14 protein-coding genes are annotated in these 15981 nt (G+C 46.5%); 4 read left to right on the forward strand and 10 right to left on the reverse strand.

Going from position 1 to position 15981, the window contains the following annotated elements; all coding sequences use genetic code 11:
* Nucleotides 1-84: 84 nt before the first annotated feature.
* The 4 genes from ABUE30_RS10075 to fruB form a co-directional block, all read right to left on the reverse strand.
* On the reverse strand, nt 85-1263 hold the full coding sequence (locus ABUE30_RS10075; RefSeq protein WP_408623635.1) for a multidrug effflux MFS transporter: 1179 nt from the start codon (nt 1261-1263) through the stop codon (nt 85-87).
* Between the two features lie 162 nt (nt 1264-1425).
* On the reverse strand, nt 1426-3189 hold the full coding sequence (locus tag ABUE30_RS10080; protein WP_408623636.1) for a PTS fructose-like transporter subunit IIB: 1764 nt from the start codon (nt 3187-3189) through the stop codon (nt 1426-1428).
* A gap of 11 nt (nt 3190-3200) precedes the next feature.
* The gene (pfkB, locus tag ABUE30_RS10085) at nt 3201-4139 is read right to left on the reverse strand and encodes a 1-phosphofructokinase (RefSeq protein ID WP_408623637.1); all 939 of its coding nucleotides are present in this window, start codon (nt 4137-4139) and stop codon (nt 3201-3203) included.
* Nucleotides 4136-5290, reverse strand: coding sequence for a fused PTS fructose transporter subunit IIA/HPr protein (gene fruB, locus ABUE30_RS10090; RefSeq protein WP_408623638.1), 1155 nt, complete (start codon nt 5288-5290; stop codon nt 4136-4138). The genes pfkB and fruB overlap by 4 nt, the downstream gene beginning before the upstream one ends.
* Nucleotides 5291-5550: 260 nt before the next feature.
* Here fruB and cra point away from each other — a divergent pair, with 260 nt between their 5' ends.
* Together cra and ABUE30_RS10100 are read left to right on the forward strand one after the other, a co-directional pair.
* Entirely contained in the window at nt 5551-6585 is a 1035-nt protein-coding gene (gene cra / locus ABUE30_RS10095; RefSeq protein ID WP_408623639.1) for a catabolite repressor/activator, read from the forward strand.
* The gene (locus ABUE30_RS10100) at nt 6576-7499 is read left to right on the forward strand and encodes an exo-alpha-sialidase (protein ID WP_408623640.1); all 924 of its coding nucleotides are present in this window, start codon (nt 6576-6578) and stop codon (nt 7497-7499) included. The genes cra and ABUE30_RS10100 overlap by 10 nt, the downstream gene beginning before the upstream one ends.
* 132 nt (nt 7500-7631) lie before the next feature.
* On the opposite strand, the gene ABUE30_RS10105 is transcribed toward ABUE30_RS10100, so the two are convergent.
* The 3 genes from ABUE30_RS10105 to pyrB form a co-directional block, all read right to left on the reverse strand.
* The gene (locus ABUE30_RS10105; protein ID WP_408623641.1) at nt 7632-7856 is read right to left on the reverse strand and encodes a hypothetical protein; all 225 of its coding nucleotides are present in this window, start codon (nt 7854-7856) and stop codon (nt 7632-7634) included.
* A 381-nt stretch (nt 7857-8237) separates the two neighbouring features.
* Nucleotides 8238-8702 carry an aspartate carbamoyltransferase regulatory subunit gene (gene pyrI / locus ABUE30_RS10110; RefSeq protein ID WP_408623642.1) on the reverse strand — a complete coding sequence of 155 codons (465 nt, stop codon included), beginning with the start codon at nt 8700-8702 and terminating at the stop codon, nt 8238-8240.
* 2 nt (nt 8703-8704) lie between these two features.
* A complete protein-coding gene (gene pyrB / locus ABUE30_RS10115) occupies nt 8705-9634 on the reverse strand; it encodes an aspartate carbamoyltransferase (RefSeq protein ID WP_408623643.1) in 930 nt (309 codons plus the stop codon).
* 402 nt (nt 9635-10036) lie between these two features.
* Here pyrB and ABUE30_RS10120 point away from each other — a divergent pair, with 402 nt between their 5' ends.
* Nucleotides 10037-11497, forward strand: a complete 1461-nt coding sequence (locus tag ABUE30_RS10120; RefSeq protein ID WP_408623644.1) for an alanine/glycine:cation symporter family protein — start codon at nt 10037-10039, stop codon at nt 11495-11497.
* 64 nt (nt 11498-11561) lie between these two features.
* On the opposite strand, the gene pckA is transcribed toward ABUE30_RS10120, so the two are convergent.
* From pckA to ABUE30_RS10135, 3 genes are all read right to left on the reverse strand, one after another.
* A complete protein-coding gene (pckA, locus tag ABUE30_RS10125) occupies nt 11562-13181 on the reverse strand; it encodes a phosphoenolpyruvate carboxykinase (ATP) (RefSeq protein ID WP_408623645.1) in 1620 nt (539 codons plus the stop codon).
* A 261-nt stretch (nt 13182-13442) separates the two neighbouring features.
* A complete protein-coding gene (gene hslO, locus ABUE30_RS10130; RefSeq protein WP_408623646.1) occupies nt 13443-14321 on the reverse strand; it encodes an Hsp33 family molecular chaperone HslO in 879 nt (292 codons plus the stop codon).
* A gap of 3 nt (nt 14322-14324) precedes the next feature.
* Nucleotides 14325-14720: an RNA-binding S4 domain-containing protein gene (locus ABUE30_RS10135; protein WP_408623647.1), complete on the reverse strand. Its 396-nt coding sequence runs from the start codon at nt 14718-14720 to the stop codon at nt 14325-14327.
* Nucleotides 14721-15114: 394 nt separating this feature from the next.
* Here ABUE30_RS10135 and gspC point away from each other — a divergent pair, with 394 nt between their 5' ends.
* Entirely contained in the window at nt 15115-15978 is an 864-nt protein-coding gene (gene gspC / locus ABUE30_RS10140) for a type II secretion system protein GspC (RefSeq protein ID WP_408623648.1), read from the forward strand.
* The last annotated feature ends 3 nt before the right edge of the window (nt 15979-15981 follow it).

Below are 15981 nucleotides of genomic sequence, written 5' to 3' on the forward strand. Positions count from 1 at the left end.
GTGGAATTAATTTATTTGCGCTGCGAGATGATCCTTTTATGCGATTAGCGCTGGCTTGCGCGCAGCGCCGATACTGTGGCACAGTTAACTGCGATGAGGATGTTGTTGCGGCTCTTTATCCCCGAGCAGTAATAAATTAGCTGTAACCGATAGGGCAAGCATCAATAATGCAACCGGCCACAGCGTACCATTGTTAAGCCATGTTGATAAGGCACTAAAAAAAGCGCCACAAATAAAGTTTGATGCGCCCATCAGAGCTGAGGCAGAGCCGGTGTTGTGATGAAAGTAACTCATGTAAACGGCATTTGAGTTGGGCAGAATGCCACCGTGCATCCCAATCACTAAGACAATACACGGTACAACCGCATACAATGATGCGCCAAAATAGAGTGCAATACTAAGCATTGCAACGGCAAACAATTGCACCACAGCGCTTTGACTGAGTAGCGTTTTAGGGTGAAAATGGTTCAGTCTGCGGCTGTTTACGCGGTTAGCGATCGTCAGCATGACAATATTGGCCGCAAATAAGATGGCAAAGGTGTGATTACTCACGCCAAAATATTGCTGATAGATAAATGAGCCATTGGCGACAAAAATGATCAGAATACTGTAGATTAATGCCTGAGCGATGAGATAACGATGTGCTCCCGGCACCTTAAGTACTTGTTGATATCGTTTGAAAGTCGACTCACTAGGGCGTTGCTGTGGCTTATCAAACGGGACAAAGCGCCATACCAGAATACTGACTATCGCCGGATAGATGACTAAAAAATAAAAGATGGTGTGCCAACTACCGATGGCGATAAACAGTGCGCCAAGGCTGGGTGCGATGGCGGGAGCGGCCACCATAATTAAGCCAATCAGCGAAAATAATTTAGCGGCTTCAGTGCCACTGGCACGATCCCGAATCAATGCCGGAATACAGACAAATGCAAAGCCGCCGCCGATAGCTTGGATAAATCGACTGATCTCAACGACAACCAAACTATTGGTTTGAGAGATAATGGCACTGGTGCCTAAAAATAGTAATAGCCCTAACATAATCATGAACTTGCGGCCATAATGATCGGACATCGGGCCTCCCACCAATTGCCCGAAAGCAAGCCCCAATACAAAAATACTGACAGTCGTGGCGATTTGGGCGGTTGAAACCCCTAGATCATGCGCCATATAAGGGATCCCTGGTAGATAAGCATCCAGAGCAAATGGTCCACAAGCGACAATAAGCGCCATGAGGAAAGCAAAACGGTGGTGTTGTGGCATAAATTCCCAGTGAACAGTAAAGTAGAGCGGCGGCGTTAGAACATGACAGAATATCGATAATTAAACGGGAGTGCAAGATAGATGAAAATAGATACAAGCGAGGGTTCAAACATAAAAAAACCGAGCCATAAAAAGGCTCGGTTTTGTATTAATTCATTAAGATTAGATAATTGAAGCAGACGCTCCAGCGGGCACTTCACCCATTTCTGGGCGACGAATCACCGAATAAATGAACGCAGTTGCCAGTGCACCAATCACAATAGATGCTAAATACAACAGAACATGGTTAACTGCATTTGGAATTGCCAAGACGAAGATCCCGCCATGTGGTGCATGCAGTTGACAGTTAAAGAACATAGACAATGCACCCGTGATTGCCCCACCAATCATGTTGGCTGGAATCACTCGCATTGGGTCACGAGCGGCAAATGGAATTGCCCCTTCAGAAATAAAGCATAGACCCAGCACGAATGCCGCTTTACCAGCTTCAGTTTCAGCTTTGCTGAATTTACGGCGTGCAATGAAAGTTGCAATCCCCATCCCTAATGGTGGAACCATCCCAGCAGCCATAATCGCTGCCATTGGCATCGTTGCTGAGGCATCGCTACCAGCTTGAGAGGCTAGCAACCCTACACCAAAGGTATAAGCGGCTTTGTTGATTGGACCGCCTAAGTCAAAGCACATCATTAGACCAAGAATAATGCCCATTAGGATAGCGTTTGTAGACCCCATGGTTTGCAGGAAGTGAGTCATTCCCTCCATGATGGCGGCGACTGGCTTACCTAACACATAGATCATCACCAAACCGGTCACTGCACTGGCTAGCAGTGGGATAATCAGGATAGGTTTGAGTGCTTCAATACTTTGTGGCAGCTTAATGTTTCTGGCAAAGAACAGTGCAGAGTAACCCGCGAGGAAACCTGCGACAATCCCGCCGATGAAACCAGCGCCAATGGTACTGGCTAACATCCCGCCAATCATCCCGGGTGCAAGCCCTGGGCGGTCAGCAATGGAGTAAGCGATGTAGCCGGCCAACACAGGGATCATCAGTTTAAAGGCGGTCCCGCCACCGATGAGCATGAGGTTAGCCGCTAGTGTACCTTTTTGCTCGAAAGCATGGATACCAAAGACGAATGACAAAGCGATCAGCAAACCACCAGCAACGACCATTGGCAGCATGAACGACACACCGGTTAATAGGTGTTTATAAACCCCTTTTTTCTCGCCTGATGTACCTCCGCTGCCACCTGATTCATTCGCTTGACCTGCTTGTACAACGGCTTGCACAGGCGCATCGTTTAAAACTTGTTGGGTTTTCTTCAGCGCTGAACCAGTTGAGCAATGGTACACTTTTTTACCCGCAAATGGGGCGCGATCGACTTCGATATCAGTCGCCAAAATGACCAAATCAGCAGCGGCAATTTCAGCCTCAGTCAGTTGATTTTTCGCGCCGACACTACCCCGCGTTTCAACTTTAATTTTCCAGCCACGACGCTGTGCACCTTGCTCTAACGCTTCCGCTGCCATAAAGGTATGGGCAACACCTGTTGGACAAGCTGTCACAGCAACCACATTTAACGCATCACTAGTAGCCACAGGTGCGACTTGAGTGGGCGCTTGATAAGTTTTCCCTTCAGCAGCTAAAATCGCATCAGGGTCGGCTAAAATCGCATCAATCGTCGTTTCAACAACATTCAGTGTATTTAAACGGCTTAAATCAACACGATGTTGAGCAGGCACCGCTAAAATAACTTTATCACAGCTTCTTAGCTGCTCTGTTGTTAAAGGTTCAACGGGTGCAACATTTGAATGGCATTCGACTAATGCTTCAACACCTTGTTTTTTTGCCTTTTCTTCCAAGCGTTTAGCCGCCATAAAACTGGTGGCTACACCCGCTGGACAGGCAGTAATAATGGCAATCTTCATCCTTTCAGTCCTCACGTATTGGGCAATTCACAAACTTGCACCTGTTGAATCAGGGATTCGAGTTTACTTTGATCGCTAATGCCAACACTCACTTGAGTGACAGCTAGCGCTGATACAGCGGTTGCATAGGTGACACTTTTAGTCACATCCCAACCTTGGGTAAGCGCGTGAGCCATCGCCGCGACCATCGAGTCGCCTGCGCCAACAGTGCTTACAACATTCATTTTTGGAGGCTGAGCCTTCACAACTTGCTCGGCACTGACCCAAATGACACCTTTACTGCCGCGCGAGACCAACACATGAGTAATGCCTTTGGTGATGAGTTGGCGAGCTGCTGCAACAATTGCCGATTCATCTGGCAAATCGTGGCCGACCCATTGTGCTAATTCATGATCATTGGGTTTGACTAGATAAGGCGATGCTTCCAAGCCATAGCTAAATGCATCACCACTGCTGTCAAAGATCACCTTTGCGCCGTGCTGGTTGAGTAGTTCAATCCAGCGTTGATAAAGTGTTGGACTTACGCCCCGTGGCAAACTACCTGCCAATACAAACCACTCGTGATCTTGGGCGAGCTCAACTAGTTTTTTTTCCATCCGTTGCACGGCTTGATGATCAATGGCCATCCCCGGAAAATTGATGTCAGTGACGCGGCCATTGACCTCAGCTAACTTAACATTAGTTCGAGTTGTTCCCTCTTGACGCAAAAATTCATCCTTCGCGTCGATGGCACTAAACAGATGTACAAATGGGTCTTGGTTTTCGCTACCTAACCAACCACTGACAGTTGATTTAGTGCCCATATCTGCAAGCACACGGGCAACATTAATGCCTTTACCACCTGGGGTTAAATCAGCTTGATCAACCAAGTTGACGCTGTCGACGACTAGTTCATTGAGCTGGCCGGTCAGATCTAACGCCGGATTCAGGGTAATTGAGACAATTCTCATACCTCTTCCCCTAACCCCGCATCGATCGCTTCTTTGATATGATCGAGTGCTTGACGAGCGTTTTCACCCTCAGCTGTAAAACGCAATTCATGGTTGTGGCGAGCACCTAAGCCAATCACTTTCATTAAGCTGCGACCATTGACCGGTCCAGTCCCTTCAGTGATGTTTTCAACGCTGATTTTAACGTCATATTCTTTAATCGCTTTCACCAGTACTGCACCTGGGCGAGCATGTAGGCCATGCGGGTTTTTCAGCTTAAAGATTTCTTGCAGAGTCCCTTCAGGCAGATCACCGCTTTGCGTGCTGGCTGCGGGTTTGGTCGGTGCATCGCGAAGCTGTGCGAGAATGGCAGCGGCGTCAGTTGCCTGCGTCAGTTGGCTTAACTGATTCGTGGCAAGTAACTCGGTCAATTTTTCTAATACGGTTTTTGCTTGCCCATCTTTAGTGGCGATACTTATCAGTAGTGCAGCGGAATGGCCAGCGTGTTCAAAAGCGTTTTGTGCGCGTACTAGTGTCAGTCCGCTTGCTTGAACATCTTGATTCGAGGCATTGAGCCAAACGCCATCAGCCAAGTAAGTGACCGGAGCGCCCATCAGTGCGCCAATCCCATTATCACCAATGACGCCCGTTTGTTTGAGCTGACCGGCGGCGACGGCTTGCAACTGCGCCATGTTTGAGACAGGAAAATCGAGTACAATACTATCGATATCAAACTTAAATTCAGCTTGACCGCTTAACAAATCAACGATGGTTTGAGCATCTGTCACGTTTTGCAGACGTTGGTCGAGATCATCCTGATCGAGAACGTGGGTCAGCTGACGTAAGATCGTCAAATGTTCATCTGATTGCGCCGCGATCCCAATGGCTAGATAAACTGTGTTGCCATCTCCCCAATCAACGCCTTGTGGGAATTGAACGAGCTGCAAGCCAGTTTTTTCAACTTGATCGCGGGTATCTGTTGTACCGTGTGGGATAGCGATACCATTACCTAAAAAAGTGCTAGATTGTTGTTCACGCGCTAACATGCCATCGGTGTAACCATCTTTGACAAAACCTGCTTGAACTAACTTGCTGGCAACCAAACGAATTGCGGCTGTTTTATCAGCAGCTGATTCACTTAACGTGATGTTATCAGTATGAATTTGCAGCATACTCGATTCCTTTGCTTGTTTTGGCTAACTAGTATTAGCTATTTAGCTTAGCTAAAACGATTCAGCGTAATATTAAAAAAAGAGATTTTTGTGACCTAACTTATATTTTTTTTAAAATTAACCGTTATTCGGCAATTTTATGACTCCTGACCGTTTGGAGTCATTGGGATGTGCGCTATGCTGAATCGTGTCAGCAAAAGATTCAATAGCAAATTAAATTTTTTTTTCTAGTTGTGAGCGAGATCAAACAGAGGTACGCCATGAAACTTGAAGAGATCGCCCGCCTTGCAGGTGTCTCACGCACCACGGCGAGTGCGGTTGTCAATGGGAAAGCGCAGCAATACCGGCTGAGTGCCAAAACAGTTGCACGGGTGATGGCTGTGGTCGAACAGCATAAGTATCAACCGAATCAAACTGCTGCCCATTTGCGATCAGGAGCAAGCCGATCATTGGGGTTTATCGTGCCTGATTTGGAAAATGCCAGTTATGCTAAATTAGCCAAGCATTTAGAACAAGGTGCGCGCGAGCGAGGCTATCAATTGATCATCAGTTGTAGCGATGATCTGCCAGAAGTGGAAATTCAATTAGCGCAGAGCCTTATTTCGCGGGGGGTTGATGCCTTATTGGTTGCCAGTAGTTTGCCACCGAACAATGAGTTTTATCCTAAATTATTACGCGCTGGCAAACCGATTATTGCCATTGACCGTTTGCTCGACCCTGCACTATTTGCCAATGTGACCAGCGAAAATTTCGAAGGCGCAGCTTCGCTCACCCGGGCCAGTATTGAGCCGAATATGCAGCGTGTGGCGATGATTGGTGCATTGCCGCAATTGTTAGTTTCAAGTGAGCGTGAAGCTGGGATTTATCACACGCTGGAGCAACATTTGCCGCAGGCGGATTATCAATGTTTTTATGGGCACCATTTCAGCCAGGAGCAAGGTGCGGTGTTAATGAATAAAGCACTCAATTGGCAACCGGATCTGATTATTACTACCGCTTATGTGCTGCTCGAAGGTGGGTTGGAGCAATTGGTGCGCCGTCCTGAATGGCTGCAAAAAATACGCTTAGCGACCTTTGGTGATAACCGCTTGTTGGATTTTTTGCCTCATCCAATTAACGGCTTGGCTCAGCAGATGCCCGTATTGGCAGAGCGGGCCACGAATATAGCGCTTAGAGCGATTAATGGTGATTACCCGGTGGGCGTTGAGGTCGTTCCTCGACGCTTAATTGTGCGTAGTCCTAACGCGTTGCAGCGCCCAAGTAAGGCATTTCCTTCGGAGGCGCTATGGCGCTAACACTTTTATGTGTGCACGATGTTGCCAGTGACGTGGATGCCCACCTGGCGTTTACCGATCTGTGCCGATTCGATAATAAGCTTTGGCTCGCCTATCGGCGTGCCTCCAGCCATCATCGCAAAGATGGCGAAATCGTGATCCTCACTGGCGACGGCGAGCAGTGGTGTGAACAAGCTCGTATTGGCGGGATTGGGGATTGGCGCGATCCTAAATTTTCAATCTCATCCGCTGGCCTGCTACTGCTCAACTGTGCCTGTATCAGCCCGGATGGTTTGCATTCGCTATTGTATCGTCTTGACGAGAATATCTGGCAAAGTAACGGCCCAATAGCGCCCGTTCATCAATGGCTTTGGCGCACCCATTGGGTGGGATCGTATGGCTATAGTTTTGCCTATCAGCGCCCCGATTTACTGCAGTTGTATCGTGTCAATCAAACGCTGCGTTATCAGCTTTGGCAAGCACAGCCGTTAGGCGATTTAGCAAAGCCAAATGGGTATCCCAATGAGTCGGGGCTTACGAGCGCAGCTGATGGCACGATGTATTGTTTGCTGCGCCGTGATGGGGATGACCCGCGCGCATTACTTGGACAAAGCCAAGCACCCTATCAAGATTGGCAATGGCAAGTGCTCGATAAGGCCATCGGTGGCCCGGTGCTAACGATGACACCAGATGGGCAACTATTGTGTGTGGTGCGTTTGTATCAGCCTGCTCGTACCAGTGTGTGTCTGGTTGACCCTGAACGAGGGCAAGTTATCGAACAATTGCGCTTGCCCTCAGGTGGTGACACCAGTTATGCCGGTATAGTGTGGCGCGATGCGCATCACCTGGATATTAGCTATTATTCGTCGCATCAACACAACCGCTGCTCTATCTATCTGGCGAGGCTTTCCTATCACGGCGATACGGCTCTTTAATGGCGTAAAGTTAAGGTATTTTAGTCGCGTTCATGGCAGCGAGCAATCTGCAGTGCCAACACACCATTACGTAGTTGGTTAGATCGATTATCTACCTGATTGAGCCGCACTTATTTTTAACCAAAATGATTCTTAGCACTTATTAATAAAGTATTTACAGCGAGGTTTAATATTGAGTCCCTCAGGTTCAGATACGACCTCATCGCTAATCCAACCATCGCTGCAAACCATATCAGATTCATCTGGGCTATCCTCAAATTCAATGCATCGCATAACAATGAGACCATTGGTCAATGTCACTACAGACTCTGAACGTTCAACCCATCCGCCACTTTCTTCAATGCACTCAGTATGCACGAGTTTTCCAACGATTAACTCATGAGTTCATTTCATCTGCATCTACTCGTTAGGGCGCATTGACGCCTCAAAGGCATTGTTGCTACGTCGGCACATTTTACGAAAAAGAAGCATGTCGTTATGCTACATATCTGCTAGATCACCCGCCATATATGCAACTAAAAAGCGGCCCGAAGGGGCTTTGTCAAGGCTCTCTGTTTATTCTCAGTTAGAATAACTAAACAGTGTTGCTTATATCGTGAGCATCATCTTGTGAGAACAAAAGCGATCTAACCTTGAAGTGTCACCACACCTGCGTGATTCTAAACACGTCACCGTCTACGTGTCTTAACAGAGCATGGCCTTAGATGAGGCATAGACACATGCTCTGTGATGATGGGGTTAGCCTTTTAGCTCTGCAAACAGACTGCTTGCAAAGCTCTTCTCACAGTAATGACATTTGAGCTTCAGTTGTTGTGGCTTGGTTTGGCGTACGTAAAACTGGCTAATGACCGCCTCACTATGGCTGATGCAGTTGCTGTTTGGGCAACGGAAAACACCATGAATACGATCTGGCTGGGTGACCTGAAATTTGCGTACGACCGCATAGTTTTCAATGACGTTAATAGTCGCAGTGGGTGCAAACAATGCCAATTGGTTAGCTTGTTCTTCGCTAAATATGACATCTGCCACTTTGATGAGATCTTTGCTTTGTCGGTTTCGCGCAGGTAGATTTAAACCAATGGTGATCCGTTTACTGGTATCAGCTAGTTGTAGAAAGCGTAATATTTTAATTCCTTGACCTGCTGGAATATGGTCAATAACGGTCCCTTGCTCAATCGCTTCGACTTGTAATTTTTTGTCCATGATCACACTCCAAAGTGGTTAGTCAATACTAAAGCGAGTAAGGCTTGTCGGGCAAAAACACCATTGCGCGCCTGTTCAAAATAGTAAGCGTGAGGGTTGCTATCGACCGCAATGTCAATTTCATCGATGCGTGGTAACGGATGCAGCACTTTGAGGTTCTTTTTGGCATTGGCGAGCATGTCGGTATTGAGAACAAATCCTGAGCGAAGGTATTGATACTCGGTTTCATCGAAACGCTCTTTTTGCACCCGTGTCATATACAAAATATCTAGCTCGTCGACAACTTCTTCAATGCTTTGATGGAAACTACAAGCAATGCCTTTTTCCCGCAGTTCATCGATGAGGTAGTCAGGCATAGCCAATGCTTGCGGTGCCACAAAGTAAAATTGACAACCAAATAGGGAGAGAGCCTGGGCTAATGAGTGGACGGTGCGGCCATATTTTAGATCACCGACAAAGGCTACTTTCAACCCTTCTAAGCTGCCTTGAGTTTCATAAATGGTAAACAGATCCAAAAGTGTTTGAGTCGGATGCTGGTTCGCTCCATCACCGCCGTTGATTACGGGCACGCTGGAAAATTCGCTGGCTAAACGTGCCGCGCCTTCTTTAGGGTGGCGCATAAAAAATGCATCAGAATAGGATGAGATGATCCGCACTGAGTCAGCAAGCGTTTCCCCCTTCTTCCCCAGTGAGGTATTGCCGCCATCAGCAAACCCAATCACATTGCCTCCAAGGCGCTGAACCGCTGATTCAAACGACAAACGAGTGCGGGTAGATGCTTCAAAAAAGCAGCTAGCGATAACTTTGTTCTTAAGTAATGTTGGTTGGGGAGTGGCTTTGAGTCGACCAGCAGTGTCGATAATCAATTCCAGCTCGGCGCGACAAAGATCGGCAATCGAGATGATATGCCGTTGATAGAGCGGGTTGGTCATTGTGTGTATCCTAGGGTCCGATATGGTGATCGGGGTGGCATTATAACAGCGTGATAAGTAAATAGACAGCGTCAACAATGGCTCAGTGGTGAGTGATTAACGGGGAAGATAGCAGTAAAACATATCATTTTGAATGGCTTAGTGTAGTTATTCATTCAAGTGTCTATTTTGTGATGAAATCTCTCGTAAATCATCGAATTATATTGATTTTAATAGGGTTAACTGCTGCCTCTTTCAGCCCCTTTTTTGCAAGAACTCTGCGTTTACTGCAAATATCGTGTAAACTGCCCGCTCTTAAAGAGTCATATTATGCAACACATCAATTATAAAACAACCATAAAAAAACCTGTCTGACGAATCTTAATCTCGTCGCAAACAGGTCTTATAAGGAGAACCATAAGTATGGATTTAATTGAACAAATTGAGAGCGCTATCCATGTGGTCATGGATCCGGTCAGTCATTTTATTTGGACCTATATATTAATTTATCTACTGCTTGGCGCGGGTCTATTATTTACCTGTTTTACCCGGTTTATGCAGTTTCGCCTGCTGGGCCATATGATGAAAATTACATTTAGTCGCCGAGAAAAAGGTGAAGCAGGGATTAGTGCCTTTCAAGCGTTTGCTACGTCACTGGCCTCAAGGGTTGGTACAGGGAACCTAGCCGGGGTGGCGATTGCGCTGTGGGTGGGTGGCCCAGGCGCGATTTTTTGGATGTGGATCACTGCATTGTTAGGGTTGGCGACCGCTTTTATTGAATCAACACTAGCACAAATTTACAAAGAACCTCATCAAGATGGTTCGTTCCGCGGGGGCCCCGCCTACTACATCGAGCGTGGGCTAGGACACCGCTGGATGAGTGTGGTATTTGCTATCTTTTTGCTAATCGCTTATGGACTCGCTTTTAACGGCGCACAGGCTAATACCATTGCCCAGAGTATGGAGCAAGCGTTTCATATTCCAACTTGGCTAACTGGGGTTGTACTGGTCGTTCTCACCGCGCTGATCATTTGCGGCGGGATCCGCTCAGTAGCTCGGACTGCAGAAAAAATTGTCCCAGCTATGGCAACCCTGTATCTGTTGGTTGCTTTGTATATTCTGCTGGTGAATATAGCTCAAGTACCCGCGATGTTTGCGCTGATCTTCAAAAGTGCTTTTGGTTATAGCGCCGCGATTGGCGGGAGCGTGGGGTACACCATTAAAATTGCGATGGAAAATGGTATTAAACGAGGGCTATTTTCTAACGAAGCTGGGATGGGGTCTGCGCCAAATGTTGCAGCAACAGCGACGGTGAAACATCCTGCAGCACAAGGATTAGTGCAGTCATTTGGCGTGTTCGTTGATACGTTGGTGATCTGTAGCTGTACCGCCGTAGTTATTTTACTCTCAGGGGCATATGAAAAACTACTCAGTGGCGGGATCCATCAGCATGTCGAAGGGATCCAACTCACACAAATGGCGATGCATGATCATCTCGGTGCGTTTGGTACCTATTTTGTGGCTGTGGCGATTTTTTTGTTTGCCTTTACCTCCATCATTGGTAATTACGCGTACGGCGAAATCAATATCGGTTATCTGTTTAAAGGTCACCCAAAGCTTGCGATTAACACGTTGCGTATTGCGCTACTGTTGATGGTGATGTTGGGTTCGGTTGCCGATTTGAAATTTGTGTGGAATTTTGCGGATTTTGCGATGGGTTTGATGGCAACGACCAACTTAATTGCCATTATTTTACTGGCACCAGTGGCGTTTTCTGCTCTAAAAGATTACGAACGACAGCGCAAATCGGGCGTCAAGCAGCCTGAATTTGACCCACGTGTATTAGAGAAAGTAGCTGGACATTATAAAAAAGATATCTGGTAAGCCGCGTTATCTGACATTATAAATCGGAGCCTGATGGCTCCGATTTATTTTTTAATGGCCTTTATTAAATGGACGGGCCCGCGCTGACTAAAGCAACACCTGCTGGCGTGTCAGTATATTGGTGGAAGTTTTTCACAAATAAATGAGCTAACTGCAGCGCTTTTTCCTGCCAGATCGCAGGATCGTCATAGGTTTGGCGAGGGTCGAGGATCTGTTCAGATACTCCGCTGAGCTTAGTTGGAATAGCCAAATCAAATATTGGGAGTTGTTCGGTTTTAGCGCTTTCGATCTCACCGGCCAAGATCGCATCAATGATGGCACGCGTATCCGCAATGGATATGCGTTGACCGGTACCATTCCACCCTGTATTGACCAAATAAGCAGTTGCCCCGCTGGCAAGCATCCGTTTGACGAGCACATCTGCGTATTGCGTTGGATGTAAACTCAAAAAAGCGGCGCCAAAACAGGCGGAGAACGTCGGTGTCGGTTTAGTCACACCCAGTTCTGTGCCAGCAAGTTTAGCTGTAAACCCAGACAAAAAGTGATACTGAGTCTGCTCTGGGGTTAACTTCGCGACCGGTGGCAAAACGCCAAACGCGTCTGCGGTTAAGAAGATCACTTTACTCGCGTGCCCAGCTTTTGAGATGGGTTTAACAATATTTTCGATATAGTCAATAGGGTATGAGACCCGCGTATTTTCCGTTTTTGAGCCATCATCAAAGTCGATTTGTCCGCTGTCATCGACGACAACATTTTCTAGTAATGCATTGCGGCGGATCGCGTGATAGATATCTGGTTCTGCCGCCTCTTGAAGATGAATCGTTTTGGCATAGCAGCCACCTTCAAAGTTGAATACACCGTCATCATCCCAGCCATGTTCATCATCACCGATAAGCGCACGTTTCGGATCAGTTGAGAGGGTAGTTTTGCCTGTTCCTGACAGACCAAAAAAGATAGCTACATCGCCTTTTTCACCGACGTTGGCACTGCAATGCATCGCCGCAATGCCGCGCAGCGGGAGATAGTAATTCATCATTGCGAAGATGCCTTTTTTCATCTCGCCGCCATACCATGTTCCGCCAATCAGTTGCATTCTCTCACTTAAGTTAAATACGGTGTAGTTCTCAGAATGTAACTCTTGACGTTGCCAGTGAGGATTGGTTGCTTTGGAAGCGTTAAGGACCACAAAATCTGGTTGGTAGTGTGCTAATTCCGCATCGCTTGGGCGTATGAACATGTTTTTGACAAAATGGGCTTGCCAAGCTACTTCAGTGACAAACCGAACACACAGCCGAGTGTCCGGATTGGCGCCGCAAAAGGTATCAATGACAAACAAACGTTTGCCATTAAGCTCTTCTAATGTAATGGTTTTTAGTTCTTCCCACACTTGCTGGGTGATGGGTTTATTGTCATTGGGAGAGTGCGGGTTGTTCCACCAGATTGTATCGTTGGTGACATCATCTTTGACGATATATTTATCTTTGGGTGAGCGACCGGTAAATATCCCCGTATCAACGGCTATGGCGCCCATATTGGTGAGTGTTCCGCGCTCAAATCCTTCCAATGTTGGATCAACTTCCGCGTTAAAGAGCGTTTCAAAACTTGGATTATGGATGATGTTGGTTGGATCGTTGATGCCATAGTGACGTAAATCGTCGATGAGATGATGTAATTGTTCTGTCATAATTTTGTGCTCCTTGTAGGGGGAGATCAGTCTTATCTTTATTTATATAGGTATAGCTTAACTAATCATATGATTAATGAAGGAGCCATGAAAACAGCAGATTACTGAGAGGTATATCAAATTTAATTGGAAATTGGCGTCAATATTGGCATATTTCCACATAGTCTGCTGTTGGAATAACTGCCATGCTATATCGTTAGGTTACAACAAACACCGACCTAACGCTCTGATTAAGTCGGTGGGGACTGAAAATTTGCCAGTTTAATGAGTGAGAGCGTTGTCACCATGAAACAGCTGAGTGATATCTTCTTGGTTAAAGCGGTATTCACTACCACAAAATTCACAATGCATGGCAATCGCACCTTGTTCTTTACAAATCTCTAATAGCTCATGCTCATTCATGGCAAATAGAGCTGAATGACAGCGCTCTTTTGAACAGGTACAACCAAAACTCAGTGATTGAGGCTCAAACACTCGCACTTGGTCTTGATTGTAGAGGCGATAGAGAATTTGTTCTGCAGGTAGTGTCAATAATTCATTCGCAGTGATGGTGCGTGTCAGCTCGGTGACATGCTGGTAATCGTTGAGCATATCTGAGCCATTGGTGGGCAATTGCTGAATCAAAATGCCGGCCACACAAGGGTGCTGAGTATCTTCTTGATAGAATAGCCATAAGTTTGTAGGTAGTTGCTCAGACTGGGCAAAATAGCTCTCTAAGCTTGCCGCAATGCCTTGTGGGTCAAGTGCGACAATGCCTTGATAGCGTTCGCCATTGGCCGGGCTGATGGTAATCACTAAGCGTGCATTAGCGCCAATCATCTCAGCTAGTGAAAGAGTATCGTTATAACGCTCGTTATCCCAACGTGCCACACCACGCATCTGCTGGTGGTTATTGCCATTGATCGCAATATAGTGAAGTGAGCCTGTTCCTTGCAGCTGGACGGTGATATCTCCGGCAAATTTTAGGGTTGCGGTCAATAGACTGGTCGCCGCAAGTAGTTCAGCCATAATTTGGCGAATAGTCGCGGGGTAGTCGCGCTGGGCTAAAATGGTTTGTAAGGTGTCATCGAGCTGTACCAGCTCACCTCGAACTTGATAGTCTTCAAAAATATAACGGTATAATGTATCGCTTTGAGCCATGAGTTAGTCACCTGAATGTTGGTGTTTAAACTGGATAATCTGGCGCCGCTGTTTTTTATCGGGACGACGCTCAGGTGATAAGGGTTTTGGCGCCAATTGGCGTTGCTTTTGGTCAATTTCGCGTTTAGCCAGGCTTTGTGGCGTTTCTTGATACAACGTTTGGGCGATACTCGCCTTACATCGTTTGTCACTTAGAGCCAATACTTGCACTTGTATTTGTTCGCTGCCTTGCCATAAAGTGATCTGCGCGCCAACTTCCACGATGCGGCTTGGTTTGCAGCGTTGCTGATTATAACGCACCTTACCACCTTGGATCATCTCTGTTGCCAATGATCGCGTTTTGTAAAACCGAGCCGCCCAAAGCCACTTATCTAAGCGAATGTTTTGTTTGTCGATCATAGTCGAGCTCGCCGCGTTTGGTTTAAAGGCGTCATTATATACCCAAGTTAGCGCAAGCGGCAGTGCTTGCTCGTGTCACGAGATGTCTGAAAATAATGATAGGTTGCGGCTATTTTTAGGGTAAAGGATTTGTTTTTGTATGATTGTCATATTTTTTATTTATAATCATTCGCATATCTTTTTTGATAAAAAATTAAATAAAAACAAACTGTATTTTTAAGCGAGATGTTTCATGAGATTGGATGAAAGTATGCTTCTTGCGTAGACGAAATACAGAGTCGGTATATGATACATTTGGCTAAAAATATCCCAGTCGTCAGATTAAAGTGAACACTCGGCTAATTAATCGGTCATAACTAAGTTGTAATATGGATAGACCTGAAGTGATAAAAAGATGAATCAACCGAATCAAATAGTTATAAAGCTGCGACAAGGCCAGCTTGACCCGCGAGTGATTCCCTGTTTGGCCAGCCTACTGGTGTTGTTTTGTTGCTATCAGTTAGCGTTATTGACGTGGAAAGTGGTGCCTCAGCCCGTGGCGATGAGTGTCGCAGTCGTGCTCGGCGATAAGAGCAGCGCACGCAATGCGCAGCAACAACAATCACTTACGCCCTTATTGAATCGGCATCTGTTTGGTCAAGCTGATGATACGTCAACGCAAGCTCGTCTTGCCCCCAAGACCCAACTGCCGATAAATTTAGTCGGGGTGTTATTTAGTGACGTACCCAAACAGTCATTGGCTGTCATCACTGGCAATGGTCACCAGCAGGTGTACGGGTTAGGTGACACCATTGATGGCACTCACGCGACGCTCAAACAAGTTTATCTCAGTTATGTTGTGATCCGCCGTGCTGGTCATGATGAGCTGCTTTATCTGCCCAATAGTGAATTAACCAGCGAATTAACTTCACCGCGCCCAACGCCAGAGAACCAAGCGCAGAGTGATCAGCCGCCAGTGTTGCCAGTGGCTAAGTTTTTGAATGATCCCGCCAAGTTGAACCAATTCTTGGTCATTATCCCTCAATATGCTGGCAAGTATTTAAAAGGATATCAATTGACACCAGGCCCGGATGGTCAACTGTTTAAACAATTGGGTTTTCAACCCGGTGATTTGGCGGTATCGATTAATGGTTACTCATTGAATGATACGCAAAGTGTGATGAAAGTTGTCGCTCAACTACCTCATTTATCCGCATGTCAGGTGGTGGTGATCCGTCATGGGATCCGTCGCACCATTGATGTACGCTTATCGTCTTAACGC

Source organism: Celerinatantimonas yamalensis (assembly GCF_046054155.1).
Lineage (GTDB): Bacteria > Pseudomonadota > Gammaproteobacteria > Enterobacterales > Celerinatantimonadaceae > Celerinatantimonas > Celerinatantimonas yamalensis.

What these genes read in the sequence shown, in the direction of transcription:
- ABUE30_RS10135 (WP_408623647.1), bottom strand. Translation starts at nt 14,720, where the DNA reads ATGATCGACAAACAAAACATTCGCTTAGATAAGTGGCTTTGGGCGGCT.
- pckA (WP_408623645.1), bottom strand. Translation starts at nt 13,181, where the DNA reads ATGACAGAACAATTACATCATCTCATCGACGATTTACGTCACTATGGC.
- pyrI (WP_408623642.1), bottom strand. Translation starts at nt 8,702, where the DNA reads ATGGACAAAAAATTACAAGTCGAAGCGATTGAGCAAGGGACCGTTATT.
- ABUE30_RS10075 (WP_408623635.1), bottom strand. Translation starts at nt 1,263, where the DNA reads ATGCCACAACACCACCGTTTTGCTTTCCTCATGGCGCTTATTGTCGCT.
- ABUE30_RS10120 (WP_408623644.1), top strand. Translation starts at nt 10,037, where the DNA reads ATGGATTTAATTGAACAAATTGAGAGCGCTATCCATGTGGTCATGGAT.
- fruB (WP_408623638.1), bottom strand. Translation starts at nt 5,290, where the DNA reads ATGCTGCAAATTCATACTGATAACATCACGTTAAGTGAATCAGCTGCT.
- gspC (WP_408623648.1), top strand. Translation starts at nt 15,115, where the DNA reads ATGAATCAACCGAATCAAATAGTTATAAAGCTGCGACAAGGCCAGCTT.
- ABUE30_RS10080 (WP_408623636.1), bottom strand. Translation starts at nt 3,189, where the DNA reads ATGAAGATTGCCATTATTACTGCCTGTCCAGCGGGTGTAGCCACCAGT.
- ABUE30_RS10100 (WP_408623640.1), top strand. Translation starts at nt 6,576, where the DNA reads ATGGCGCTAACACTTTTATGTGTGCACGATGTTGCCAGTGACGTGGAT.
- hslO (WP_408623646.1), bottom strand. Translation starts at nt 14,321, where the DNA reads ATGGCTCAAAGCGATACATTATACCGTTATATTTTTGAAGACTATCAA.
- pyrB (WP_408623643.1), bottom strand. Translation starts at nt 9,634, where the DNA reads ATGACCAACCCGCTCTATCAACGGCATATCATCTCGATTGCCGATCTT.
- cra (WP_408623639.1), top strand. Translation starts at nt 5,551, where the DNA reads ATGAAACTTGAAGAGATCGCCCGCCTTGCAGGTGTCTCACGCACCACG.
- pfkB (WP_408623637.1), bottom strand. Translation starts at nt 4,139, where the DNA reads ATGAGAATTGTCTCAATTACCCTGAATCCGGCGTTAGATCTGACCGGC.